Origin of the sequence: Pantoea sp. MT58, from assembly GCF_014495885.1 — a bacterium.
Taxonomy (GTDB): domain Bacteria; phylum Pseudomonadota; class Gammaproteobacteria; order Enterobacterales; family Enterobacteriaceae; genus Pantoea; species Pantoea eucalypti.
Window position 1 is genome coordinate 3,373,333 of sequence record NZ_CP061083.1, and the last position, 24,494, is coordinate 3,397,826.

The 24,494-nt window shown below is 56.4% G+C and carries 19 protein-coding genes and 1 riboswitch; of the genes, 12 read left to right on the forward strand and 7 right to left on the reverse strand.

Annotated elements, in window-relative coordinates; translation table 11 throughout:
- Positions 1 to 2: 2 nt before the first annotated feature.
- The 4 genes from mraZ to ilvI all read right to left on the reverse strand — a co-directional run bounded on the left by mraZ (position 3) and on the right by ilvI (position 4,376).
- Positions 3 to 461, reverse strand: coding sequence for a division/cell wall cluster transcriptional repressor MraZ (mraZ, locus tag IAI47_RS15975; RefSeq protein ID WP_003854767.1), 459 nt, complete (start codon positions 459 to 461; stop codon positions 3 to 5).
- A gap of 489 nt (positions 462 to 950) precedes the next feature.
- Positions 951 to 1,961 (reverse strand): catabolite repressor/activator, encoded by a 1,011-nt coding sequence (cra, locus tag IAI47_RS15980; protein ID WP_003854769.1) that lies wholly within the window; start codon positions 1,959 to 1,961, stop codon positions 951 to 953.
- A 196-nt stretch (positions 1,962 to 2,157) separates the two neighbouring features.
- Positions 2,158 to 2,649: an acetolactate synthase small subunit gene (gene ilvN / locus IAI47_RS15985; RefSeq protein ID WP_003854770.1), complete on the reverse strand. Its 492-nt coding sequence runs from the start codon at positions 2,647 to 2,649 to the stop codon at positions 2,158 to 2,160.
- 2 nt (positions 2,650 to 2,651) lie between these two features.
- Entirely contained in the window at positions 2,652 to 4,376 is a 1,725-nt protein-coding gene (ilvI, locus tag IAI47_RS15990; RefSeq protein WP_008925573.1) for an acetolactate synthase 3 large subunit, read from the reverse strand.
- 730 nt (positions 4,377 to 5,106) lie between these two features.
- Here ilvI and leuL point away from each other — a divergent pair.
- The 5 genes from leuL to leuD all read left to right on the forward strand — a co-directional run bounded on the left by leuL (position 5,107) and on the right by leuD (position 9,956).
- Positions 5,107 to 5,190 carry a leu operon leader peptide gene (leuL, locus tag IAI47_RS22200; RefSeq protein WP_099257765.1) on the forward strand — a complete coding sequence of 28 codons (84 nt, stop codon included), beginning with the start codon at positions 5,107 to 5,109 and terminating at the stop codon, positions 5,188 to 5,190.
- Positions 5,191 to 5,279: 89 nt separating this feature from the next.
- The gene (leuA, locus tag IAI47_RS16000) at positions 5,280 to 6,842 is read left to right on the forward strand and encodes a 2-isopropylmalate synthase (RefSeq protein WP_003854773.1); all 1,563 of its coding nucleotides are present in this window, start codon (positions 5,280 to 5,282) and stop codon (positions 6,840 to 6,842) included.
- Positions 6,843 to 6,844: 2 nt separating this feature from the next.
- Positions 6,845 to 7,936 (forward strand): 3-isopropylmalate dehydrogenase, encoded by a 1,092-nt coding sequence (gene leuB, locus IAI47_RS16005; RefSeq protein WP_003854775.1) that lies wholly within the window; start codon positions 6,845 to 6,847, stop codon positions 7,934 to 7,936.
- 4 nt (positions 7,937 to 7,940) lie between these two features.
- A complete protein-coding gene (gene leuC, locus IAI47_RS16010) occupies positions 7,941 to 9,347 on the forward strand; it encodes a 3-isopropylmalate dehydratase large subunit (protein ID WP_008925571.1) in 1,407 nt (468 codons plus the stop codon).
- A gap of 3 nt (positions 9,348 to 9,350) precedes the next feature.
- The gene (gene leuD, locus IAI47_RS16015; RefSeq protein WP_008925570.1) at positions 9,351 to 9,956 is read left to right on the forward strand and encodes a 3-isopropylmalate dehydratase small subunit; all 606 of its coding nucleotides are present in this window, start codon (positions 9,351 to 9,353) and stop codon (positions 9,954 to 9,956) included.
- Positions 9,957 to 9,995: 39 nt separating this feature from the next.
- Here the strand turns inward: leuD and IAI47_RS16020 are convergent, their stop codons facing one another.
- On the reverse strand, positions 9,996 to 11,174 hold the full coding sequence (locus IAI47_RS16020) for an MFS transporter (protein ID WP_003854780.1): 1,179 nt from the start codon (positions 11,172 to 11,174) through the stop codon (positions 9,996 to 9,998).
- Positions 11,175 to 11,427: 253 nt separating this feature from the next.
- On the opposite strand from IAI47_RS16020, the gene sgrR reads away from it, so the two are divergent.
- The 4 genes from sgrR (at position 11,428) to thiQ (ending at position 16,531) form a co-directional block, all read left to right on the forward strand.
- A complete protein-coding gene (gene sgrR / locus IAI47_RS16025) occupies positions 11,428 to 13,089 on the forward strand; it encodes an HTH-type transcriptional regulator SgrR (RefSeq protein ID WP_008925569.1) in 1,662 nt (553 codons plus the stop codon).
- A 35-nt stretch (positions 13,090 to 13,124) separates the two neighbouring features.
- Positions 13,125 to 13,227: riboswitch (TPP riboswitch) on the forward strand.
- A 46-nt stretch (positions 13,228 to 13,273) separates the two neighbouring features.
- A complete protein-coding gene (gene thiB / locus IAI47_RS16030; RefSeq protein ID WP_008925568.1) occupies positions 13,274 to 14,260 on the forward strand; it encodes a thiamine ABC transporter substrate binding subunit in 987 nt (328 codons plus the stop codon).
- Complete coding sequence (gene thiP / locus IAI47_RS16035) at positions 14,236 to 15,843, forward strand: thiamine/thiamine pyrophosphate ABC transporter permease ThiP (RefSeq protein ID WP_033743114.1); 1,608 nt, start codon at positions 14,236 to 14,238, stop codon at positions 15,841 to 15,843. The genes thiB and thiP overlap by 25 nt, the downstream gene beginning before the upstream one ends.
- The gene (thiQ, locus tag IAI47_RS16040) at positions 15,830 to 16,531 is read left to right on the forward strand and encodes a thiamine ABC transporter ATP-binding protein ThiQ (protein WP_008925566.1); all 702 of its coding nucleotides are present in this window, start codon (positions 15,830 to 15,832) and stop codon (positions 16,529 to 16,531) included. Before thiP ends, thiQ begins: the two co-directional genes overlap by 14 nt.
- 3 nt (positions 16,532 to 16,534) lie before the next feature.
- On the opposite strand, the gene IAI47_RS16045 is transcribed toward thiQ, so the two are convergent.
- Positions 16,535 to 17,299, reverse strand: coding sequence for a DedA family protein (locus IAI47_RS16045; protein WP_008925565.1), 765 nt, complete (start codon positions 17,297 to 17,299; stop codon positions 16,535 to 16,537).
- Positions 17,300 to 17,467: 168 nt separating this feature from the next.
- Here IAI47_RS16045 and polB point away from each other — a divergent pair, with 168 nt between their 5' ends.
- The 3 genes from polB to rluA all read left to right on the forward strand — a co-directional run bounded on the left by polB (position 17,468) and on the right by rluA (position 23,581).
- Complete coding sequence (polB, locus tag IAI47_RS16050) at positions 17,468 to 19,828, forward strand: DNA polymerase II (protein ID WP_085980562.1); 2,361 nt, start codon at positions 17,468 to 17,470, stop codon at positions 19,826 to 19,828.
- Between the two features lie 153 nt (positions 19,829 to 19,981).
- Complete coding sequence (rapA, locus tag IAI47_RS16055) at positions 19,982 to 22,888, forward strand: RNA polymerase-associated protein RapA (protein ID WP_003854794.1); 2,907 nt, start codon at positions 19,982 to 19,984, stop codon at positions 22,886 to 22,888.
- A 39-nt stretch (positions 22,889 to 22,927) separates the two neighbouring features.
- Positions 22,928 to 23,581, forward strand: coding sequence for a bifunctional tRNA pseudouridine(32) synthase/23S rRNA pseudouridine(746) synthase RluA (gene rluA, locus IAI47_RS16060; RefSeq protein ID WP_003854796.1), 654 nt, complete (start codon positions 22,928 to 22,930; stop codon positions 23,579 to 23,581).
- Positions 23,582 to 23,644: 63 nt separating this feature from the next.
- On the opposite strand, the gene djlA is transcribed toward rluA, so the two are convergent.
- A complete protein-coding gene (gene djlA, locus IAI47_RS16065; RefSeq protein WP_003854797.1) occupies positions 23,645 to 24,454 on the reverse strand; it encodes a co-chaperone DjlA in 810 nt (269 codons plus the stop codon).
- Between the last annotated feature and the right edge of the window lie 40 nt (positions 24,455 to 24,494).

Sequence of the window (24,494 nt, forward strand, 5' to 3'; positions counted from 1 at the left end):
AGCTATAGCGACAAGTCCTGCAACCGCTCAGATAAAGGTTCCTGAGCCGACTGTTCTGCGTCAATATCGTCCCTGACTTGTTGATACCAGGTCTGTTCATCCCACAGCTCAAACTTATTGAACTGTCCAACCAGCATCACTTCTTTGGTTAATTTTGCGTGCTGCCGAAGCGTATTCGCCAGCAGCAGGCGGCCTGCATTGTCCATCTGACATTCACTGGCATGTCCCAGCAGCAAACGCTGCACGCGGCGCTCAAGTGGATTCATACTGGAAAGGCGTGCCAGCTTTTTTTCAATGATTTCCCATTCGGGCAGGGTGTAAAGCAACAGGCATGGCTGGTGGAGGTCGATGGTACAGACCATCTGCCCCTGAGACTCCCCAATCAGCAATTCGCGATATCGCGTGGGTACGGCGAGCCGCCCTTTGCTGTCGAGATTGACTAACGTTGCTCCGCGGAACATGCCAGTCTCTTCTCCTCATCACCCATTTACGCCACTTTATCCCACTTTTTACCACGAAACGAGTTTAAGGATCCCATGAAATCCTTGTCAAGCCGGAGCGGCAGTTGAACATCACTCTTTACAAGGCGCAAAATTAAAGTCTGGCGACGATATAATCGAATAAAAGGAGAAACTAAAAATTAAGCCAATGAATAACTGAATAAAAAAAATGGCTTGGGGAAAAAAGACTAAAAATGAAACAATGTAAAGGGTTAAATATTTATCCTGATTTCTGAGACAGCGGCGGCATTTTAGGGGATTTCTGAATGGAAGCCCAGCGGCTTCAGGGCAGACGGGAAAGAAGGTTTGTTGAAGTTGTAAGCAAATAATAGGTATCGGGCTTTCTGCTTTGTTAGATTTGATGAGCAGAATTTACCCTTTTTTACGTCGAACTGTTTATTTAATCAGTAAATCGCGAAATAAAAGGGGCAGTATAATACTGCCCGTTACTCATTTAACTCTTCGGCTTAATTGTCCGCGACGGTATAAATTACGCCGGATACGGGTTAAGCCTGGTTTTGGTTTTCGGGGTTCGTCCAGTGAGGCTAAAACTAATTCCAGCACGCGCTCTGCCACGTCACGATGACGCTGACCAACGGCCAGGACCGGACACTCAAGAAAGTCCAGTAATTCGTGGTCGCCAAAGGTGGCAATCGCCAGCTCCGTCGGCAGGCGGCCGTTTCGTTTCAGCGTCACATCCATCACACCCTGCAGCAGCCCAAAAGAGGTGGTGAAAAGCGCCTCTGGCATCGGATGATCTTCAAGGTATTTCTCAAACAGTGCAGCAGCAGCAGTGCGTTCGAAGCTGTTGCAGTAGATATAATCAATCGGACGGGGATCGTCTTTCCAGGCATCGCGGAAACCCATTTCGCGCAGGAAGCTCACTGACAGTTCGGGTAACGCACCGAGGAACAGCACATTTTTAACGTCGAGCTGACGCAGTTCAGCAGCCAGTGTCTGGGCATCGTCCTGATCGGCCCCGACGACACTGGTAAAATGTTCACGATCCAGCGCACGGTCCAGCGCAATTATTGGCAGAGAATCGTTGATCCAGCGCTGATAAAAGGGATGCTCTGGCGGTAATGAGGTGGAAACGATAATTGCATCGACCTGGCGCTGCAGCAGATGTTCAATGCAGCGCATCTCGTTTTCAGGCTGATCTTCAGAACAGGCGATCAGAAGCTGATAGCCGCGCTGACGTGCCTGTCGCTCAAGATAGTTTGCAATACGCGTATAACTGGTATTTTCCAGATCAGGGATCACTAACCCAATGGATCGCGTACGCCCGGCGCGCAGCCCCGCAGCCACCGCATTAGGGTGATAATTATGTTCACGTACCACTGCCATGACTTTTTCAACGGTCTTGTCGCTGACACGATACTGCCGCGCTTTGCCGTTGATCACATAACTGGCCGTGGTGCGCGACACGCCTGCCAAACGCGCAATTTCATCCAGTTTCACAATAACCCCACCATCAAATCCGCTTTTACGGCAGAAATAGCCGCAGTTAAGCTATGGATAACTCATGTCTATCATCTAACAGCAGAAAAGTGCGCGGAGCAACCGCTTTTCTGAATGTAATCCGCCTGGCGCATAAAAAATAAAAAAACCCGGCATTTCGCCGGGTTAGGTGAGGATTGATGATGACGCAGCGTGATTAACGCATGATGCGATCGCCGCGTGAAACGCCGACGATACCGGAGCGCGCCACTTCAACAATTTCAGCGACATCGCGGACGGTGCTCAGGAAGGCGTCCAGTTTGTCGCTGGTGCCTGCCAGCTGAACCGTGTACAGCGTCGGCGTTACATCGATGATCTGACCACGGAAGATCTCGGCGTTACGCTTCACCTCTTCGCGACCATAACCACTGGCCTGAATCTTCACCAGCATGATTTCGCGCTCAACATAGGCGCCCTGCCCCAGCTCGGTGACGCGCAGGACATCCACCAGCTTGTGCAGTTGCTTTTCAATCTGCTCCAGTACCTTCTGATCGCCCACCGTCTGAATGGTCATCCGCGACAGTGTGGGATCGTCGGTTGGCGCCACGGTCAGGCTTTCAATGTTATAGCCGCGCTGTGAGAACAGGCCGACGACACGGGATAATGCGCCGGATTCGTTCTCCAGCAGAACTGATAAAATACGACGCATAATTATGTCCTCTCCGTTTTGCTCAACCACATCTCATCCATGCTGCCACCGCGAATCTGCATTGGGTAGACATGTTCGCTACCGTCAACGGTGACATCCACAAAGACCAGACGCCCCTTCGCCAGGGTTTCCAGCGCCAGCGTCAGCTTCTCTTCCAGCTCAGCCGGATGCTCAATCGCGATCCCGACGTGACCGTAGGCTTCCGCCAGACGCACGAAGTCAGGCAGCGATTCCATATAAGACTGGGAGTGGCGACCCGAGTAGATCATATCCTGCCACTGTTTCACCATGCCCAGCACCCGGTTATTCAGGTTCAGTACCAGCACCGGCAGATCGTACTGCAATGCTGTTGAAAGCTCCTGAATATTCATCTGGATACTGCCATCGCCCGTTACGCAGATGACGGTCTCTTCCGGCAGCGCCATTTTCACACCCAGCGCCGCGGGCAGGCCAAAGCCCATGGTGCCCAGACCGCCAGAGTTGATCCAGCGGCGCGGTTTATCGAAAGGATAATAGAGCGCAGCAAACATCTGGTGCTGACCTACATCTGACGTGACATAGGCATCGCCTTTGGTCAGCCGGCTGATGGTTTCAATCACGGCCTGCGGCTTAATTTTGTCGCTGGTGCGATCAAATTCCAGACAGTGACGACTGCGCCAGCCTTCAATCTCCTGCCACCAGTCGTGCAGGCTTTCAGCACGTGATGGCGTGTCGCTTTGCGTCAGTAACTCCAGCATCTGCTGCAGCACCTGTTTTGCATCGCCGACAATCGGGATATCCGCCGACACCGTTTTGGAAATAGAGGTCGGGTCGATATCGATGTGCATCACCGTGGCATTGGGGCAATATTTCGCCAGATTGTTGGTGGTGCGATCATCAAAGCGAACACCGATCCCAAAAATCAGGTCGGTGTTGTGCATCGTCATATTAGCTTCATAGGTGCCGTGCATACCCAGCATGCCGACACACTGACGATGGGTGCCAGGAAACGCGCCCAGGCCCATCAGCGAGGTCGTCACCGGAATATTCAGGCTTTCTGCCAGCTGTAACAGCTCCGCTTCACAGCCTGCGGTAATGGCACCGCCACCCGCATAGATCACCGGCTTCTTCGCCGCCAGCAATGTTGTCAGCGCGCGCTTAATCTGCCCTTTATGACCCTGAATAGTGGGATTGTAAGAGCGCATGCTCACTGACTCCGGCCAGTGATAAGGCAATTTGTTCGCCGGGTTCAGGATATCTTTTGGCAGGTCAATCACCACGGGTCCCGGACGGCCGCTGGAGGCCAGCCAGAATGCCTTTTTCAGCACGCTTGGGATCTCTTCGGTGTTTTTCACCAGGAAGCTGTGCTTCACCACCGGACGAGAGATGCCGACCATGTCGCATTCCTGAAAGGCGTCATAGCCAATCAGCGACGACGGAACCTGACCCGACAGAATCACCAGCGGAATCGAGTCCATATAGGCGGTGGCGATACCGGTAATCGCATTGGTTGCACCAGGTCCGGAGGTGACCAGCACCACGCCGACTTCACCCGTCGCGCGCGCCAGGCCATCAGCCATATGCACCGCACCCTGCTCATGGCGCACCAGAATGTGATCGATACCTCCGACGGTTTGCAGCGCATCATAGATATCTAAGACTGCGCCACCCGGATAACCGAATACCTGCTTCACGCCCTGATCGATTAACGAACGGACGACCATTTCGGCTCCTGACAACATCTCCATCTTCTGCCTCCAGGCTTGCGGACCCGGCTCTGTGAATGCGCCCGTTTATGCGTATCACGTTGCCCCGGTGCCTGCTTTGCCAATCAAAATCTTATGTTTATGCACGACAGCGGAAACGTCAGCCGCTGTCCGGTTACAGAGAAATCTGTTGCGTTTATTTTTCTGAGAGTAGGTCGATTACCATAACCGCAGTTACACGGGCAGGCAAACCGCAAACCCGCGTAAATTAAAAGGCAGGGACGTAAAGCCTCTGGCCGATAAGAATTGGCTACGCGGATTAAACTAATTACGCGGCAGAACCGCAGAGGAAAATGCTGGGTATGAAATTATTTTCAGCGTGATCTAAGAAATAACGAAAACTTATTACCGGCTGCAATAGCCCACTATCGTCTGACATTTTTCTTTTCTGGCGTAATTAACCAGGAAATCACTAAAGCACATTGGATTATGCTAACCAGCAGGTGATAAATGCTGTGTTCCCGCATAACACCATGCAAACAAAATACTTATAATTCAATTAAATAGAATTTAAATCGCGCCCCAGCGCCCCGCATTCCCGCGCTGATTGCGTCCACAGTGAGGGTCGCGCTGTTCATTACGCTGCCTGACCGATAAATAACAGAATATCTTCCTCTGGCGCCCAGGAGAATACCCCTGCATTGAAGGTTGACATCCCTGAATGATTCCAGTACCAATATGTACAGCACAACATTTTATAAGGTTTGAATCCATGTTTCGTTCTGTTCGCCTTCTCGGTCTACTACTAAACGCACTCAGCTTGCGCGGTAGACTTGTGGGCGGAATCAAACACTGATTCAAACCTGCTGAAAGTTAAAAACCCGCGCCTGTCGCGGGTTTTTTTATGCTCGTTGCCAGGCCAGAAAAAGCATAAGGATGAATACGATGAGCCAGCAAGTCATTATTTTCGATACCACTCTGCGCGACGGTGAGCAGGCATTACAGGCCAGCCTGAGTGTGAAAGAAAAATTGCAGATTGCGTTAGCGCTGGAGCGCATGGGCGTGGATGTAATGGAAGTCGGTTTCCCGGTCTCCTCACCGGGCGACTTTGAGTCTGTTCAGACCATTGCGCGTACCATCAAAAACAGCCGCGTCTGCGGACTGGCGCGCTGTGTAGAAAAAGATATCGACGCAGCTTATGAGTCACTGCGTGTTGCCGAAGCCTTCCGTATTCATACCTTCATCGCCACTTCCCCAATGCACATCGCAACCAAACTGCGCAGCACGCTGCCAGAAGTGATTGAGCGTGCGGTACATATGGTGAAGCGTGCGCGTAACTACACCAGTGACGTTGAGTTCTCCTGTGAAGATGGCGGCCGTACCCCGATTGATGACCTGTGCCGTATGGTGGAAGCCACGATTAACGCCGGTGCGACCACCATCAACATCCCGGATACCGTTGGTTACACCCTGCCAGGCGAATATGCGCACATTATCAGTGAACTGATGAACCGCGTTCCTAACATCGATAAAGCGATTATCTCTGTGCATACCCACGATGACCTGGGTATGGCATCCGGTAATGCCCTGGCTGCTGTCCAAGCAGGCGCGCGTCAGGTTGAAGGCACGATGAATGGTCTGGGTGAACGTGCCGGTAACTGTGCGCTGGAAGAGGTGATCATGGCGATTAAAACCCGCCAGCAGATCATGAACGTACACACCAATATCAATCATCAGGAAATTTACCGTACCAGCCAGATGGTCAGCCAGATCTGCAACATGCCGATCCCAGCGAATAAAGCCGTGGTCGGCTCCAATGCTTTCGCCCACTCTTCCGGTATTCATCAGGATGGCGTGCTGAAGAATCGCGAGAACTACGAAATCCTGACGCCGGAATCGATCGGCTTACATAAAATTCAGCTCAATCTGACTTCTCGTTCCGGCCGTGCGGCGGTAAAACATCGTATGGAAGAGATGGGTTATGCCGAGCAGGATTACAATCTGGATACGCTGTATGACGCTTTCCTGAAACTGGCCGACAAAAAAGGTCAGGTCTTTGATTACGACCTGGAAGCGCTGGCCTTCATCAACAAACAGAATGAAGAGCCGGAGCATTTCCAGCTGCACGAATTTAACGTCCAGACCGGTTCCAGCATGACTGCCACCGCCTCGGTTAATCTGGGTTGCGGCGATGTTGCTAAATCTGATGCGGCTACCGGTAACGGCCCGGTTGACGCGGTTTACCAGGCGATTAACCGCATTACCCAGTTTGACGCTGAGTTGGTTAACTACAAACTGACCGCTAAAGGCCACGGCGAGAATGCGCTGGGCCAGGTCGATATCGTCGTAAGCTACAACGGCCGCAAATTCCACGGAATTGGTCTGGCGACCGATATTGTGGAGTCCTCCGCTAAAGCGATGGTCAACGCCCTGAACAATATCTGGCGTGCCCGTCAGGTTGAACAAGAATTGCAGCGCAAATTTAAAGACCAGAAGGAAACCGTATAACCATGTCCAGTTCATCTCATATCGCAGTTTTACCCGGTGATGGTATCGGCCCGGAAGTGATGGCGCAGGCGATGAAGGTGCTTGATGCCATTCGTCAGCGCTTTGATATGCAGATCACTACTCAGGAATATGCGGTCGGCGGCATCGCTATCGATCAGCATGGAGAGCCTCTGCCACCGGCAACGGTTGCAGGCTGCGAGCAGGCCGACGCGATCCTGTTTGGTTCCGTTGGCGGTCCGAAGTGGGAGCACTTACCGCCCGCATCACAGCCGGAGCGCGGTGCGCTGCTGCCGCTGCGCAAACATTTTAAGCTGTTCAGTAACCTGCGTCCGGCTGCGCTCTACAGCGGTCTGGAAGCATTTTGCCCGTTGCGCGCCGACATCGCGGCTAAAGGCTTCGACATTCTGTGCGTGCGTGAACTGACTGGCGGCATCTATTTTGGCCAGCCGAAAGGACGCGAAGGCAGCGGCCCGGAAGAGCGTGCTTTTGATACCGAGGTCTATCACCGTTTCGAAATCGAGCGCATTGCCCGTATCGCGTTTGAATCGGCGCGCAAACGTCGCAACAAAGTCACCTCGGTTGATAAAGCTAACGTGCTGCAGACCTCGGTGATGTGGCGCGAAATCGTCAACGAAGTGGCTAAAGAATACCCGGACGTGCAACTGAGCCACATCTACATCGACAACGCGACCATGCAGTTGATCAAAGACCCGTCGCAGTTTGACGTGCTGCTCTGCTCCAACCTGTTTGGTGACATTCTGTCTGATGAGTGCGCCATGATCACCGGCTCGATGGGTATGCTGCCGTCAGCCAGCCTGAATGAAGCGGGCTTTGGCCTGTTCGAACCGGCGGGGGGATCAGCGCCGGATATCGCCGGACAGAATATTGCCAACCCGGTCGCCCAGATTCTGTCGCTGTCATTGCTGCTGCGTTACAGCCTGAATGCCGATGCGGCAGCCGACAGTATCGAACGCGCCATCAGTCGTGCACTGGAACAGGGCTACCGCACCAAAGATTTAGCCGGTGATGGCCCAGCGGTCAGCACAGATGAGATGGGCAGCATCATTGCCCGCTTTATCGCCGAGGAAAAATAAAAAAATGAAAACCTTATACCAGAAGTTATTTGATGCACATGTCGTCCATGAAACGCCAGAAGAAACCCCATTACTCTACATTGATCGCCATCTGATCCATGAAGTGACCTCGCCCCAGGCCTTTGATGGTCTGCGGGCGCACGGACGTAAAGTCCGTCAGCCGGGCAAAACCTTTGCCACGATGGATCACAACGTCTCTACCCAGACCAAAGATATCAATGCGTCGGGCGAGATGGCGCGTATTCAGATGCAGGAGCTGATGAAGAACTGCGAAGAATTTGGCGTACAGCTGTATGACCTGAATCACCCATTCCAGGGCATCGTCCACGTTATCGGTCCTGAGCAGGGTATGACGCTGCCGGGCATGACCATTGTGTGCGGCGACTCGCACACCGCCACCCACGGCGCGTTCGGCTCGCTGGCGTTTGGTATCGGCACCTCTGAAGTGGAACATGTATTTGCCACTCAGACCCTGAAACAGGGTCGGGCGAAAACCATGAAGATTGAAGTACTGGGCCAGGCGTCCACCGGCATTACCGCCAAAGATATCGTGCTGGCGATCATCGGTAAAACCGGCAGCGCAGGCGGTACTGGTTATGTGGTTGAATTCTGCGGCCCGGCCATTCAGGCGCTGAGCATGGAAGGTCGTATGACCCTGTGCAACATGGCGATTGAGATGGGCGCGAAAGCGGGCCTGGTAGCACCGGATGACACTACTTTCAACTACCTGAAAGGTCGTCAGTTCTCCCCACAGGGCGAGAAATGGGAGCAGGCCGTTGAATACTGGCGCACCCTGAAATCTGATGAAGGCGCGAAGTATGATGCGGTAGTGACGCTGCATGCTGAAGAGATTGCACCGCAGGTCACCTGGGGCACCAACCCGGGCCAGGTGATTGCCGTTGATCAGTTGATCCCGAACCCGGCCTCATTCGCCGATCCGGTTGAGCGCGCCTCAGCGGAAAAAGCGCTGGCCTACATGAACCTGCAGCCGGGCATTAAACTGACCGATGTTGCGATTGATAAAGTGTTTATCGGCTCCTGCACCAACTCACGTATTGAAGATCTGCGTGCCGCCGCCGCTATCGCCAAAGGCCGCAAAGTCGCGCCTGGCGTGGTCGCGATGGTGGTGCCGGGTTCCGGCCCGGTCAAAGCGCAGGCTGAAGCGGAAGGTCTGGATAAAATCTTCCTGGAAGCGGGCTTTGAATGGCGTCTGCCTGGCTGCTCAATGTGCCTGGCGATGAACAATGACCGCCTGAATCCGGGCGAGCGTTGCGCATCTACCAGCAACCGTAACTTTGAAGGTCGCCAGGGCCGTGGTGGACGTACCCATCTGGTCAGCCCGGCGATGGCCGCGGCGGCTGCCGTGACCGGCCACTTTGCCGACATCCGTGAACTGACGACAGGAGCTTAAGTCATGGCGAATAAATTTACTCAGCACACTGGCATTGTTGCACCGCTGGATGCCGCGAACGTCGATACGGACGCGATCATTCCCAAGCAGTTTTTGCAGAAGGTGACCCGTACCGGTTTCGGTCAGCATCTGTTCCATGACTGGCGCTTTGAAGATGACGCTGGTACGGTGCCGACGCCTGGCTTTGTGCTGAATAAGCCGGAGTTTAAAGGCACCAGCATCCTGCTGGCGCGCGAAAACTTTGGCTGCGGCTCCTCACGTGAGCATGCCCCGTGGGCGCTGACCGATTTCGGTTTCCACGTGGTGATTGCGCCGAGCTTCGCGGATATCTTTTACGGCAACAGTTTCAACAACCAGCTGTTGCCGGTGAAATTAAGCGAAGAGGAAGTGGATGAGCTGTTCAGACTGGTAGCGGCCCAGCCAGGCATCAGCTTCACAGTCGATCTGGAAGCACAGACGGTGACGGCAGGCGACAAAGTCTATTCGTTTGAACTCGATAGCTTCCGTCGCCACTGCATGATTAATGGCCTCGACAGCATCGGCCTGACGCTGCAGCATGAAGCGTCGATTTCGCAGTATGAGCAGAATCAGCCCGCCTTCCTGCGCTGATTGCGTTAAAGCAGGGCGACATCCCGTCGCCCTTCTTCTTTATACGTCGCGCACCCGCGCCGACATCACCAGCGCCACTATCGCCAGCCCGAATGCCAGCCAGTAAACCGCCTCATGCCCAAGCCGCTCACTCAGTGTTCCCTGAATCACCCCAGCCAGAATCATGCCCGTTGAGATCGAATTGGTGAACATGGTGGTCGCCGCACCGGGTCGTCCTGGCATCAGATCCTGGAACCACAGCATCCCTATGCCAGCAATAATCCCGACAAACACCGCATTAAACAGCTGTAACACCATCAGCGAGGTGCGGGAGTTGAACAGCACCAGCCCCAGATAAAACAGGACGCCCGCAGCCACCGCGATCAGCATTAACCGCCGCTTGCCGATGCGACGCGCGTAATGGCCCGCCAGCAGCATCACCGGGATTTCCAGCCCGGCCGCCGTTCCCATCAGCAGACCGGCCAGTTTCTCCGGCAGACCCAGCGTTGTGCTGATATAGAGCGGCATATCAATGATATACATCGTGTTGCAGGTCCACATCGCCACCGAGGCGAGGAACAGCAAACGCACATCGCGATCGCGCCAGCCGCTCAACGGCAGCCCGCCGCTTTGCATCAGTGGCTGCGAACGTGGCACCGACGGCAGGGTAAACCAGACCAGAAGAATACACAGCAGAAACAGCACCGCGGCCACCATAAACAGCGTCACAAAGCCGTAGTTCAGCGCCAGCGCGAACGATAACGGCGGCCCAATCACCCACGCCAGCGACAGCTGCGCACGCATCACAGAACTGAACATCACTGCTTCACGCGCCGACTGATCGGCATACTCTCGTGCCAGCGCAAACAGCTGCGGCATAGAAACACTGGCCAGCGCTGACAGCAGTACACCCAGTGTCAGCAGAGTCAGATAGTCGCGGGTAAAGGCAAACAGTAGCGCATTCACCAGCGCCATCAGGCAGCAGAAAAGAATGATATGACGACGATCGCCGACGCTGTCTGAGCGCTTTGCCACCAGCATACTCACTACGATACCGGCCACCGCATTAATGGTGAAAAACAGCCCGACCCAGAAGGGCCGCGCCTGTACCTCGCGCGTCAGAAACAGGCTGAGCGTCGGTGCCTGCAGAGCACCCGCGATGCCCAGCATGAACGAGGCGACCATAAAAGCGAGGTAAACCGGGTTGATGCGGCGCTGCCGCGTTAACAGCGATTTCATTCGAAATCCCTTACAGAACAAACAGAGGGGAAAAAAGAAGGGTAGACGATACCGCGCAACATGAAAAAAGCCAGCAGAGATCATCTGCTGGCGGTGTAAATGCACCCTACTCAGAAAAGCACTCCGCTGAACAGCGAAGTGAGGGTCGAACGCCATTCACTGCTGAATGCCTCCCGCTCTTCCCATAGCGTAAAGTTTGCTCTTAAAATGGGGCAGGAAAAACAGAGCGCTTTTCACAGGGAGTTCCCCTTTTATGTCCTCATCACGTCTGAAGCAGCAGTTCATCCGCCTGTGGCAGAGTTGTCAGGGCCAGACGCAGGAGATTACGCTCAGCGAACTGGCTGATCTGCTGCACTGCTCGCGCCGCCATATGCGCAATCTGCTCAACCGGATGCAGGCCGCAGGCTGGCTGACCTGGCAGGCTGAAGCCGGACGCGGCAAGCGATCGCAGCTTATCTTCTGCTACACGGGCCTGGCCCTGCAGCAGCAGCGTGCCGAGGATTTGCTGGAACAGGATCGCATCGATCAGCTGGTCCAGCTGGTAGGCGATAAAAACCAGGTGCGGCAGATGATCAGCGCGCACCTGGGGCGCAGTTTCCGGCAGGGCAAGCATATCCTGCGGGTGCTCTACTATCGTCCGCTGCTCAACCTTTTGCCCGGCTCGCCGCTGCGGCGCTCGGAAACCCACATTGCCCGACAGATTTTCAACGGTCTGACGCGGATAAATGAGGAAAACGGGGAAATCGAACCCGATATTGCGCACCACTGGCAGCAGACGTCTCCACTTCACTGGCGCTTCTTCCTGCGTCCGGCGATTCGCTTCCATCACGGCAGAGAACTGGAGATGGAGGATGTGCTCGCCACGCTGGAGCGTCAGCGCCCCCATCCGCTCTTTTCCCATATTGCGCAAATCGACTCACCTGCCCCCTGGACGCTGGATATCCGTTTAAGCCAGCCCGACGAGGGCTTGCCCTGGCTGCTGGGCAGCGTCAGTGCGATGATCCTGCCGCGCGAATGGCCGACGCTGCACGACTTTGCTCGCCAGCCAGTTGGCACCGGTCCTTACCGGGTGATCCGCAATCAGGAGAGCCAGCTGAAGATCGAAGCGTTTGATGACTACTTCGGTTTTCGCGCGCTGATTGATGATGTCTCTATCTGGGTACTGCCCGACATCAGCGATGAGCTGGTCTATGCGGGTGTCCGTCTGCAGGGCGGCAGCACCGATGAAGTTCAGGAGGAGAGCCGCCTTGAAGAGGGCTGCTACTATCTTTTGTTCGACCAGCGTTCAGAGCAGGGTCGCAACGAAGCGGTCCGGCGCTGGGTCAGCTACCTGTTTAACCCCATCGCCCTGCTCAATCACGCTGGTGTCGGCTATCAGCGCTACTGGTTTCCGGCGTATGGTCTGCTGCCACGCTGGCATCATCGCCGTGACCTGACGCCAGTAGAAAAACCGCCCGACTTAACCCATCTGACGCTGACCTGGTACAGCCAGCACGTGGAGCATGAAGGCATCGCGAATGCGCTGCGTCCGCTGCTGGCAGAGCATGGCGTCACGCTGGAGACCCGTGAGATCAGCTACGAAAGCTGGTATCAGGGCGAAACGGAGAGTGATATCTGGTTGGGAAGCGTGAACTTTACCCTGCCGCTGAATTATTCGCTGTTCGCACAGCTTTATGAGATCCCGCTGCTGCATCACTGCCTTGCTATCGACTGGCACGGCGATGCGGCCCGCTGGCGCGAGAAAGCGCTGCCGCTGGCCGAATGGAGCAAACAGCTGGTCGACGAAGCCGGCCTGCATCCGCTGTTTCATCACTGGCTGTTGCTTGAAGGGCAGCGCAGTATGCGCGGCGTCCGGATGAATACGCTGGGCTGGTTTGATTTTAAATCGGCCTGGTTCGCCCCACCCGCGCTGTGACGCTTTCGCCCCGGCGCTGAAATGACTAGAATGTGACGTTCTCAACGGGGTGCGGCCTGCCACAAGCAAGCCGCTGAGAGAGACCCGTCGAACCTGATTCGGTTAATACCGACGTAGGGATTTGAGAGGCCTCTGTGCTCAGATCCTTTGCGACTCATCCCCTATTCTCCTGAAGGAGCGCAAAGTGTTAAACAAAGTTCTGCCGGTGCTGCTGTTACTCTCCGCCCCCGTTCTGGCGGCTAAGCCGGTTCTCACGGTCTACACCTACGACTCCTTCTCCGCCGACTGGGGCCCTGGCCCGGCGGTTAAAAAAGCCTTTGAAGCACAGTGCGACTGCGAGCTGAAATTCGTCACGCTGGAAGATGGCGTGTCGCTGCTGAACCGCGTGCGGATGGAAGGCAAAAACAGTAAAGCCGATGTGGTGCTGGGGCTGGATAACAATCTGGTGCAGGCCGCGCAGAAAACCGGTCTGTTTGCCGAAAGTCAGGTCGACACATCGACATTAAAACTGCCCGATGGCTGGCACAGCACCACCTTCGTGCCGTTCGATTATGGCTACTTCGCGTTTGTTTATGACAAAACGCGGCTGAAAAATCCGCCAAAAAGCCTGAAAGAGCTGGTCGACAGCCCGGAGAAGTGGCGGGTGATCTACGAAGATCCCCGCACCAGCACGCCCGGCTTAGGTCTGCTGCTCTGGATGCAGAAAGTCTATGGCGATCAGGCTCCGCAGGCGTGGCAAAAGCTGGCGCAGAAAACCGTGACGGTCACCAAAGGCTGGAGTGAAGCCTATGGCCTGTTCCTCAAGGGCGAAGGCGATCTGGTGCTGAGCTACACCACCTCTCCGGCTTACCACATCATCGAAGAGAAGAAAGAGAATTACGCCGCTGCACCCTTTGCAGAGGGTCATTATCTGCAGGTCGAAGTTGCCGCGCAGCTAGCCAGCAGCAAACAGCCGGCGCTGGCACAGCAGTTTATGAAGTTTATGGTCTCACCTGACTTCCAGCGCACCATCCCCACCGGCAACTGGATGTACCCGGTGATCGATACGCCGCTGCCAGCAGGTTTCGCGGCGCTCAACGTGCCTTCCACCGCTCTGCAGTTCTCACCGGAAGAGGTGGCCAGCCAGCGTTCAGGCTGGATTAGCCAGTGGCAACGCGCCGTCAGCCGCTGATGCCGCGCTGGCTGATTCCCGGTTCGCTCGCCACGATATTGCTGACCATCGTGGCATTTATGGCGTTCGGTGCACTCTGGAGCGCCGCACCGGACACGGACTTACGTAGCGTGCTGCAGGATGACTATCTGCATCACGTTATCGCGTTCACTTTTGGTCAGGCACTGCTCTCCGCCCTGCTGTCGCTGCTGCCTGCGGTGCCGCTGGCGCGGGCGCTCTATCGACGCCGTTTTCCAGGTCGTCTGCTGCTGCTGCGCCTGTGCGCCATGACGCTGGTGCTGCCGGTGCTGGTCGCGGTGTTCGGTCTGCTGACCGTCTATGGTCGCAATGGCTGGCTGGCGCAGTTGTGCCAGCTGGCAGGGATGGGTTATCACTTCTCCCCGTATGGTCTGCCAGGCATCTTGCTGGCGCACGTCTTCTTTAACCTGCCGCTGGCGACCCGCCTGATGCTGCAGGCGCTGGAGAGTATTCCGGCGGAACAGCGTCAGCTGGCGGCACAGCTCGACCTGCGCGGCTGGCATCATTTTCGTCTGCTGGAGTGGCCATGGCTGCGGCGTCAGCTGTTGCCGACCGGTGCGCTGATCTTCATGCTCTGTTTCGCCAGCTTTGCCACCGTACTGTCACTCGGCGGCGGTCCGCAGGCCACCACCATTGAGCTGGCGATCTTCCAGGCGCTGAGTTATGACTACGATCCCGGACGCGCAGCGCTACTGGCGCTCATCCAGCTCGGCTGCTGTCTGACGCTTGTGCTGCTCAGCCAGCGTTTCAGCAAGGCGATTCCCGCCGGAACCAGTCAGCTGAACGGCTGGCGTGATCCGCAGGATTCGCGTGGAGCACAGCTGATGGATGCGCTGCTGATTCTGCTGGCGCTGATGCTGCTGCTGCCCCCGCTGGCGGCGGTCATCGTCGATGGTCTGCACGGCGGACTGCGTGGCGCGCTGGCGCAGCCTGCACTGTGGCAGGCCACCTTGACGTCATTGCGTATCGCCATCGGTGCCGGTCTGATCTGTGTGGTGCTGACCATGATGCTGCTGTGGAGCAGTCGGGAACTGCGTCTGCGCCAGCGTCCGGCGGCGGCACAGTTGATCGACACCAGCGGCATGCTGATTCTGGCGATGCCAGGCATTGTGCTCGCCACCGGCTTTTTCCTGCTGTTCAATGCCACTATTGGCCTGCCTGATTCGGCAGAAGGGCTGGTGATCTTTACCAATGCGCTGATCGCCATTCCCTATGCGCTGAAAGTACTGGAAAACCCGATGCGGGATGTCGCAGAGCGTTACGGCAGGCTCTGCGATTCGCTGGATATCCACGGCTGGAACCGGCTGCGGCTGATCGAGCTGCGGGCGCTGAAACGTCCGCTTGCCCAGGCGCTGGCCTTTGCCTGCGTACTGTCGATTGGTGATTTCGGCGTGGTGGCACTGTTTGGCAACGCTGACTTCCGCACACTGCCGTTCTACCTTTATCAGCAGATTGGTGCCTATCGCGGCGCAGATGGCGCGGTCACCGCCCTGCTATTACTGCTGCTCTGCTTATTGCTGTTCACGCTAATGGAAAAATTACCAGGCCGCCATGCTGACTCTTGATAACCTCACTTACCTTTATCAGCATCTGCCGATGCGCTTCAGCCTCAAGGCCACACGTGGCGAGCGCATCGCCATTCTCGGCCCCAGCGGAGCCGGGAAGAGCACCCTGCTGAGCCTGATTGCCGGTTTCCTGCCGGTGAAACAGGGCACCCTGATGATTGACGGGCAGGATCACACCCACAGCGTGCCAGCCAGACGACCGGTTTCGATGCTGTTTCAGGAGAACAACCTGTTTCCGCACCTCAGCGTACAGCAGAACATGGCGCTGGGGCTGCATCCGGGATTAAAACTCAGCGCTGAGCAGCGTCAGCAACTGGCTGCACTGGCCGATCAGGTGGGATTAGGCGATCTGCTAAACCGTTTGCCGGGCGAGCTGTCGGGCGGACAGCGACAGCGTGTGGCGCTGGCGCGCTGTCTGCTGCGTGATCGTCCGGTGCTGCTGCTGGATGAGCCTTTTTCTGCACTGGATCCCGCGTTGCGCGGCGAGATGCTGCAACTGGTGCGTTCAGTGTGCGAAGCGCGCAGCATTACACTGCTGATGGTGTCGCACAGTCTGGAAGATGCCCGGCAGATTGCGCCGCGCAGCGTAGTGATTGTGGATGGACGGGTTTACTGGGATGGCGAGACCCGACAGCTGCTGTCGGGTGACACGCGGGAGGCCGAGGTCCTCGGCATCCCGCGCCGTTAAGCGTTACGCGAAGAAAACCTGCCACAGCAGATGACGGAAAATCGGCATCATCGGATGGAACTGAATGCCGACAAACGCTGCGACGGCGATCACCAGCCCCAGCGGACCTGCCCAGCGCAAACGCTCCGGCGGCAGCCAGGCAGTCGCCCAGTCACGACTCTTGCCACTGCGCCACCAGCGCCAGCATAACCAGCCCCCGAGCCATATCAGCAGTGCTGCGCCAAGTAACAGCCATTTAAAGCTGCCGCCCTGCGCGGCTTTCGGCACATCGATCGCCACGCCTGCCAGAATACCAGGCAGCAGATAGAGCGGTGGCCAGAGGATGCAGCCGATAATGTTCGGCGGCAGAAATTTACGCACCGGCAGCTCCAGCATACCGGCCGCCAGCGGGATCAGCGGACGCGTAGGTCCCACAAAGCGCCCGACCAGAATCGTAAACATGCTGTGCTGATGCAGGGCGTGCTCGGTTTTATCCAGCAGGCCTTTGTACTTTTGCAGATACTTCCAGCGGTGCAGCGGCCCCTGGAATTTCCAGCCGATACCGTAAGAAACCCAGTCACCAATCAGGCAGCCCGCAAAACCCGCGGCCCAGGCCGGGTAAAGGCCCAGCTCGCCACTGCCGATCAGCGCGCCCAGGCTGGCCATCATCACTGTACCTGGCAGCAACAGGCCGACCAGCGCCAGCGACTCCAGAAACGTCACCAGCGCAACGGCAAACAGCGCCCATTCCAGAGACTGCGTAATCAGTTGTTGAATCCAGGCTTCCATAATCATCCTAAGTAAAAGCAGAAGGCTGGATTGTCCAGAGCCAGCCACACAGCGTCAAGGCAAGAATTGTAGGACAATGTTGACAAAACCGGTGACGAGAACTGTATAAATATCCATGGTATACTTAAGCCGTTTTCTCACCCCTGAAATACTGAGTCCGGAGAACATCTGAATATGCCCCGCGCAGGTTTTCTGCTCACCCGCCACTGGCGCGACAGCCCGCATGGCACCGAAATTATCCTCTGGCTCGCCACTGATGCCGGTGCGCAGCGCGTGGTGCTGCCCGTGCAGGAGTCTGTCGCGTTTATTCCCGAAGAATTTCAGGCGCAGGTCAGCGAGCTCCTCAAAGATGAACGTCAGTTTCGGATTCAGTCGCTGGCGCTGAAAGATTTCCGCCGCCGCCCGGTTTTTGGCCTCTACTGCCCGCAGCATCGTCAGCTGCAGCGCATTGAAAAACGGCTGCGTGAACAGGGCATTCCGGTGTATGAAGCGGATATTCGCCCGCCGGAGCGCTACCTGATGGAGCGTTTTATTACCGCGCCGGTCTGGTTTGAGGGCGAGCAGCGCGGTGATAGCGTAGTCAATGCGCGGCTCAAACCCCATCCCGACTATCGCCCGCCACTGAAGTGGGTCTCGCTGGATATTGAAACCACACAGCATGGCGAGCTCTACTGCATCGGGCTGGAGGGCTGCGGTCAGCGTCAGGTTTATATGCTCGGCCCGGCCAACGGTGATGCCAGCACGCTGGATTTCGAGCTGATCTATCTCGACAGCCGACCACAGCTGCTTGAAGCGCTGAACCAGTGGTTTGCAGATCACGATCCGGATGTGTTGATTGGCTGGAACGTGGTGCAGTTTGACCTGCGGGTGTTGCAAAAGCATGCCGATCGTTACGGCATTCCACTTCGTCTTGGTCGCCAGCAGGCCGCGCTGGAGTGGCGTGAACATGGCTTTAAGCCCGGCGTTTATTTTGCGCAGGCCAGCGGGCGGTTGATTATTGATGGCATTGACGCGCTGAAATCAGCGTTCTGGGATTTTCCCTCATTCAGCCTGGAGTCGGTATCGCAACAACTGCTGGGTGAAGGTAAAGCAATCGATAATCCCTGGCAGCGCATGGAGGAGATCAACTGGCGTTTTGCCAACGATAAACCGGCGCTGGCACGCTACAACCTCAAAGACTGCGAGCTGGTGACGCGCATTTTTCATAAAACGGCGATAATGCCGTTTCTGCTGGAACGCGCGGCGGTGAATGGCCTGGCAGTCGATCGCCACGGCGGTTCGGTGGCCGCCTTTGGTCATCTTTATATTCCCCGGATGCATCGCGCGGGATTTGTCGCACCGAACCTGGGTGATGTGGCGCCGGAAGCCAGTCCGGGCGGCTATGTGATGGATTCGCGCCCTGGTCTGTATGACTCGGTGCTGGTGCTGGATTATAAAAGTCTCTATCCGTCGATTATCCGCACCTTCCTGATCGACCCGGTGGGTCTGGTAGAAGGACTGGCTCATCCTGATGATGCCGATTCAATCGAAGGTTTTCGCGAAGCGCGTTTCTCCCGGCACACTCACTGCCTGCCTGCGATCGTCGAGCAGATCTGGCTGGGGCGTGAAGCGGCGAAAAAGCAGAAAAACCAGCCGCTGTCTCAGGCGCTAAAGATTATCATGAATGCCTTTTACGGTGTGCTGGGCACCAGCGCCTGCCGTTTCTTTGATCCGCGCCTCGCCTCCTCAATTACCCTGCGCGGTCACGCCATCATGCAGCAGACACGCGCGCTGATCGAGGCGGAAGGCTATGACGTGATCTATGGCGACACCGACTCCACTTTTGTCTGGCTGAAGTCCGCCCACAGTGAAGAGCAGGCCGCCGCGATTGGTCAGCAACTGGTGCAGAAAGTGAATGCCTGGTGGCGTGACCACCTGCAGCAGACCCACGGGCTGACCAGCGCACTCGAGCTGGAGTATGAAAATCATTTTTGTCGTTTTCTGATGCCGACCATTCGCGGCGCGGAACAGGGCAGCAAGAAACGCTATGCCGGACTGATTCGTGACGCCGCCGGTGAACGCATGGTTTTCAAGGGGCTGGAGTCGGTGCGAACGGACTGGACCCCACTGGCAAAAGCGTTTCAGCAGCAGCTCTACCACCGTATCTTCCACCGTGAGCCGTGGCAGGATTACATTCGCACCACCGTCGCGCAGCTGCTGGCGGGTGAACTCGACGATCAGCTGATCTACAAAAAGCGTCTGCGACGTCCGTTAAAAGAATATGAACGAAACGTGCCCCCGCACGTGCGTGCCGCCAGGCTGGCGGATGAGCAGAATCGTAAATTAAACCGGCCTTTGCAGTATCAGAATGGAGGCCGGATTCGTTACGTCATTGCCACGGCAGGCCCCGAGCCACTGGAGGCACGCAGCACGCCGCTGGATTACGACCACTACGTTACGAAGCAACTTCAACCGGTCGCGGAGGGGATTCTGCCCTTTGTCGAAGGGGACTTTGCTACACTTATTACCGGGCAGCTGGGGCTTTTTTGACAGGTGACGAATGCCCTGCCATCCAGTACCATAGCGCCCTTCCTGAAACTCACCGCTCTTAAAGCCCGCTCCAGACCTTGTTGTCTGGTGGTAGCGCTATTGCCTGAGCTTTGGGAACACCTTTAAAAACGTTAAAATTCGAGCAAACAATATATGGTTTTTACATTAGGTCAGCGCTGGATTAGTGATACGGAAAGTGAACTGGGACTGGGCACCGTGGTGGCGATCGATACACGTATGATCACCCTGCTGTTCCCCGCTACGGGAGAAAACCGCCTTTACGCCCGCAACGATTCGCCGGTTACCCGCGTCATCTTTAATCCGGGTGATACCATCACCAGCCACGAAGGCTGGCAGATGCGCGTTGATGAAGTACGCAACGAAAATGACCTGATGACCTATATCGGTACCCGTCTGGATACCGAAGAAAGCGACGTGATGCTGCGCGAAGTGATGCTCGACAGCAAGCTGGTATTCAGTAAGCCGCAGGATCGTCTGTTTGCCGGCCAGCTCGACCGGATGGACCGTTTTGCCCTGCGCTTCCGCGCCCGTAAATACCAGAGTGAGCAATACCGCCTGCCGATTAGCGGCTTACGCGGTATGCGTACTAACCTGATCCCTCACCAGCTGCACATCGCCCATGATGTGGGCCGCCGCCATGCGCCGCGCGTGCTGCTGGCTGATGAAGTTGGCCTGGGTAAAACCATCGAAGCCGGGATGATCATCCAGCAGCAACTGCTGGCTGGCCGTGCCGAGCGCGTACTTATCGTGGTGCCTGAAACCCTGCAGCATCAATGGCTTGTTGAGATGCTGCGCCGCTTCAACCTGCGCTTTGCGCTGTTTGACGACGACCGCTACACCGAAGCGCAACACGACAGCGACAATCCGTTTGAAACTGAGCAGCTGATTATCTGCTCACTCGACTTCGTGCGTCGCAACAAACAGCGTCTTGAAATGCTGGCCGATGCCGAATGGGATCTGCTGGTGGTCGATGAAGCGCACCATCTGGCCTGGTCAGAAGGCGAGCCAAGCCGTGAATATCAGGTTATTGAACAGCTGGCTGAAAAAACTGCCGGGGTTCTGCTGCTGACCGCGACGCCAGAGCAGCTGGGCATGGAGAGTCACTTCGCCCGTCTGCGCCTGCTTGACCCGGACCGTTTCCATGACTTTGCCGCCTTTGTTGAAGAGCAGCAGCATTTCCGCCCCATCGCCGATGCCGTTACCGCGCTGCTGGCGGATAAAGCGATCTCCCAGGCGGAGATGAACCGGATCAACGATCTGGTCGGCGAGCAGGACATCGAGCCGCTGCTGCAGGTTGCCAACAGCGACCGTGAAGGCAAGCTGGAAGCGCGTCAGGAACTGATCTCCATGCTGATGGATCGCCACGGCACCAGCCGCGTGCTGTTCCGTAACACCCGTAATGGGGTTAAAGGTTTCCCGAAACGCGAACTGCATCAGATCCGCCTGCCGCTGCCTGCGCAGTATCAGACGGCAATTAAAGTCTCCGGCATTATGGGCGCGCGCAAAAGCGCAGAAGAGCGGGCGCGCGACCTGCTCTATCCGGAGCAGATTTATCAGGAATTTGAAGGCGACAGCGGCACCTGGTGGAACTTCGATCCGCGCGTGGAATGGCTGATGGGCTATCTCACCACTAACCGTAAAGAGAAAGTGCTGGTGATCTGCGCCAAAGCGGCCACCGCGCTGCAGCTGGAGCAGGTACTGCGCGAGCGCGAAGGTATTCGTGCAGCGGTGTTCCACGAAGGTCTGTCGATCATTGAACGTGACCGTGCTGCCGCCTGGTTCGCCTCAGAAGAGAATGGCGCGCAGGTGCTGTTGTGCTCTGAGATTGGTTCAGAAGGCCGTAATTTCCAGTTTGCCAGCCGTCTGGTGATGTTCGATCTGCCGTTTAACCCGGACCTGCTGGAGCAGCGTATAGGTCGTCTGGATCGTATCGGTCAGGCACACGATATTCAGATTCTGGTGCCGTGGCTGGAGCAGACCGCACAGGCCGTGCTGCTGCGCTGGTATCACGAAGGGCTGGACGCATTTGAACACACCTGCCCGACCGGCCGGACAATCTATGACAGCGTCCATTCACAGCTCATCGGCTATCTGGCCGCACCGGAAAACAGCGAAGGCTTTGATGCCTTTATCACCGACTGCCGCAAACAGCATGACGCGCTGAAACTGCAGCTGGAACAGGGTCGCGATCGCCTGCTGGAGCTGAATTCAAACGGCGGTGAATCGGCTCAGTTGCTGGCTAACGCTATCAGCGAGCAGGATAACGACACCGGCCTGGTGAACTTCGCGCTTAACCTGTTTGATATTGTCGGTATCAATCAGGAAGATCGCAGCGATAACCTCATTGTGCTGACCCCTTCCGATCACATGCTGGTGCCCGATTTCCCTGGCCTGCCGGAAGATGGCTGCACCATCACCTTTAACCGCGATCAGGCGCTGTCACGTGAAGATACTCAGTTCATTACCTGGGAGCATCCGCTGATTCGCAACGGACTGGATCTGATTCTGTCGGGCGACACCGGCAGCAGCGCCCTGTCACTGCTGAAGAACAAGGCGCTGCCGGTGGGGACGCTGCTGGTCGAGCTGATCTATGTGGTTGAAGCCCAGGCACCGAAGCATCTGCAACTGACCCGCTTCCTGCCGCCAACGCCAATCCGTCTGCTGATGGATACGAAAGGCACTAACCTGGCAGGCAAAGTGGAGTTCGAAAGCTTTAACCGTCAGTTGAATGCCGTTAACCGTCACACCGCCAGTAAACTGGTGAATGCGGTGCAGCAGGATGTCCATGCGATTCTGACTCAGGCCGAAGAGAGCGTCGTCAGCGAAGCGCGTGCCGTGATTGAGGCGGCACGGACCGAGGCGAATGAGAAGCTGGGTGCCGAGCTTTCGCGTCTTAACGCGCTGAAAGCCGTCAACCCGAACATCCGCGACGACGAAGTTGAGGCGCTGGAAAGCAATCGTGAACAGGTGCTGCAAAGTCTGGATGAGGCCAACTGGCGTCTTGACGCGCTGCGCCTGATTGTGGTGACACACCAGTAAGCTCAGGGGCCGCATGGCCCCTTATTTTTGGAAAGCCCCATGGAACCTTACAACCCACCGCGTGAACCCTGGCTGCACATCCTTTATCAGGATGCGCATATCATGGTGGTGAACAAACCCAGCGGTCTGCTCTCGGTACCCGGTCGTCTGGATGAGCACAAAGATAGCGTGATGACGCGGATACAGCGTGATTTCCCGCAGGCGGAATCTGTGCACCGACTTGACATGGCGACCAGTGGCGTGATGGTCGTGGCGCTGACCAAGGCGGCGGAGCGTGAGCTGAAACGACAATTCCGTGAGCGGGAGCCTTCCAAAACGTATGTGGCCTGCATCTGGGGTCATCCGGAGAAGGAAGAGGGGCTGGTTGATCTGCCGCTGATTTGCGACTGGCCAAATCGTCCAAAGCAGATGGTTTGCTTCGAGAACGGCAAAGCCGCACAGACAGAATATCAGGTGCTGGAGTATCGGGCGGACAACAGTACGCGGATTTCGCTTAAGCCGATTACTGGCCGCTCGCACCAGCTAAGGGTGCATATGCTGGCGCTGGGCCACCCGATTCTGGGGGACAACTTCTATGCACATCCGGAGGCGAAAGCGATGGCGCCCCGTTTACTGCTGCATGCGGAGTCACTTACCATTACCCATCCGGCATTTGGTAATGCCATGACGTTTCGTCAGCCCGCGGACTTTTAAGGTTTACGGCAGGACTGTCGCCGTGGCCTCCTCTGTTGCAGAAGAGGCCACAGGAGCGACGCATTACTTGAAGCCTTTCTCTTTGCGAATCAGATCGTAAGCCGCCTGAATTTCCTGCGCTTTCTGCTTCGCCATCTCCATCATCTCTGGCGGTAACCCTTTCGCCACCAGCTTATCAGGATGATGCTCACTCATGAGCTTGCGGTAAGCACGTTTAATCGTGGTGGCGTCATCACTGCTCTTCACGCCCAAAACGCTACAGGCATCTTCCAGCGTTGGACCACGTTGCGCCTGCTGAAAGCCGCCTGAACTGCGCTGCCCGCCGCCAAACTGCTGGCCGCCCTCCATCATGCGCAGGAACTGATCGAACTGACCACGCGAAATGCCCAGCTCTTCGGCAATCACGTAGAGTACCTGTCGCTCATTGGGGTGCAGTGAGCCGTCGGCAAAGGCGGCCTGGATCTGAATCTCCAGGAACATCCGAATCAGATCGAACCGGCCAAAACAGGCGCTGCGCAGTTCTCGCAGCTTGCTGCGCAACGGGTAATCCGCCTGCTTACCTTCGCGGAACGCGCGCTGAGCAGCCGTGCGTGAGTCACCGTGCAGCTGCATCCGCTCCATGAGCAGTGAAGCAATCTGGATATCCGCTTCCGTAACCCGCCCTTTTGACTTGGTCAGATGGCCCATCACCTGAAAGGTGGTGCTGAAAAACAGCGTCTGCCGGGTCTGATTATTTGAAAAGTAAGCCTTGCCTTGTGCGCCACGTACTTTGTCAATCATATGGCCAATGATCAAACCGATCACAATACCCCAAAAGCCTGCGCCGGAAAGTAATCCCACCGCCAGACCCATAACTTTTCCCCAGTAGCGCATAAACTCCTCAATTCGCCATGCTTGCGGCTGAAAATTGCAT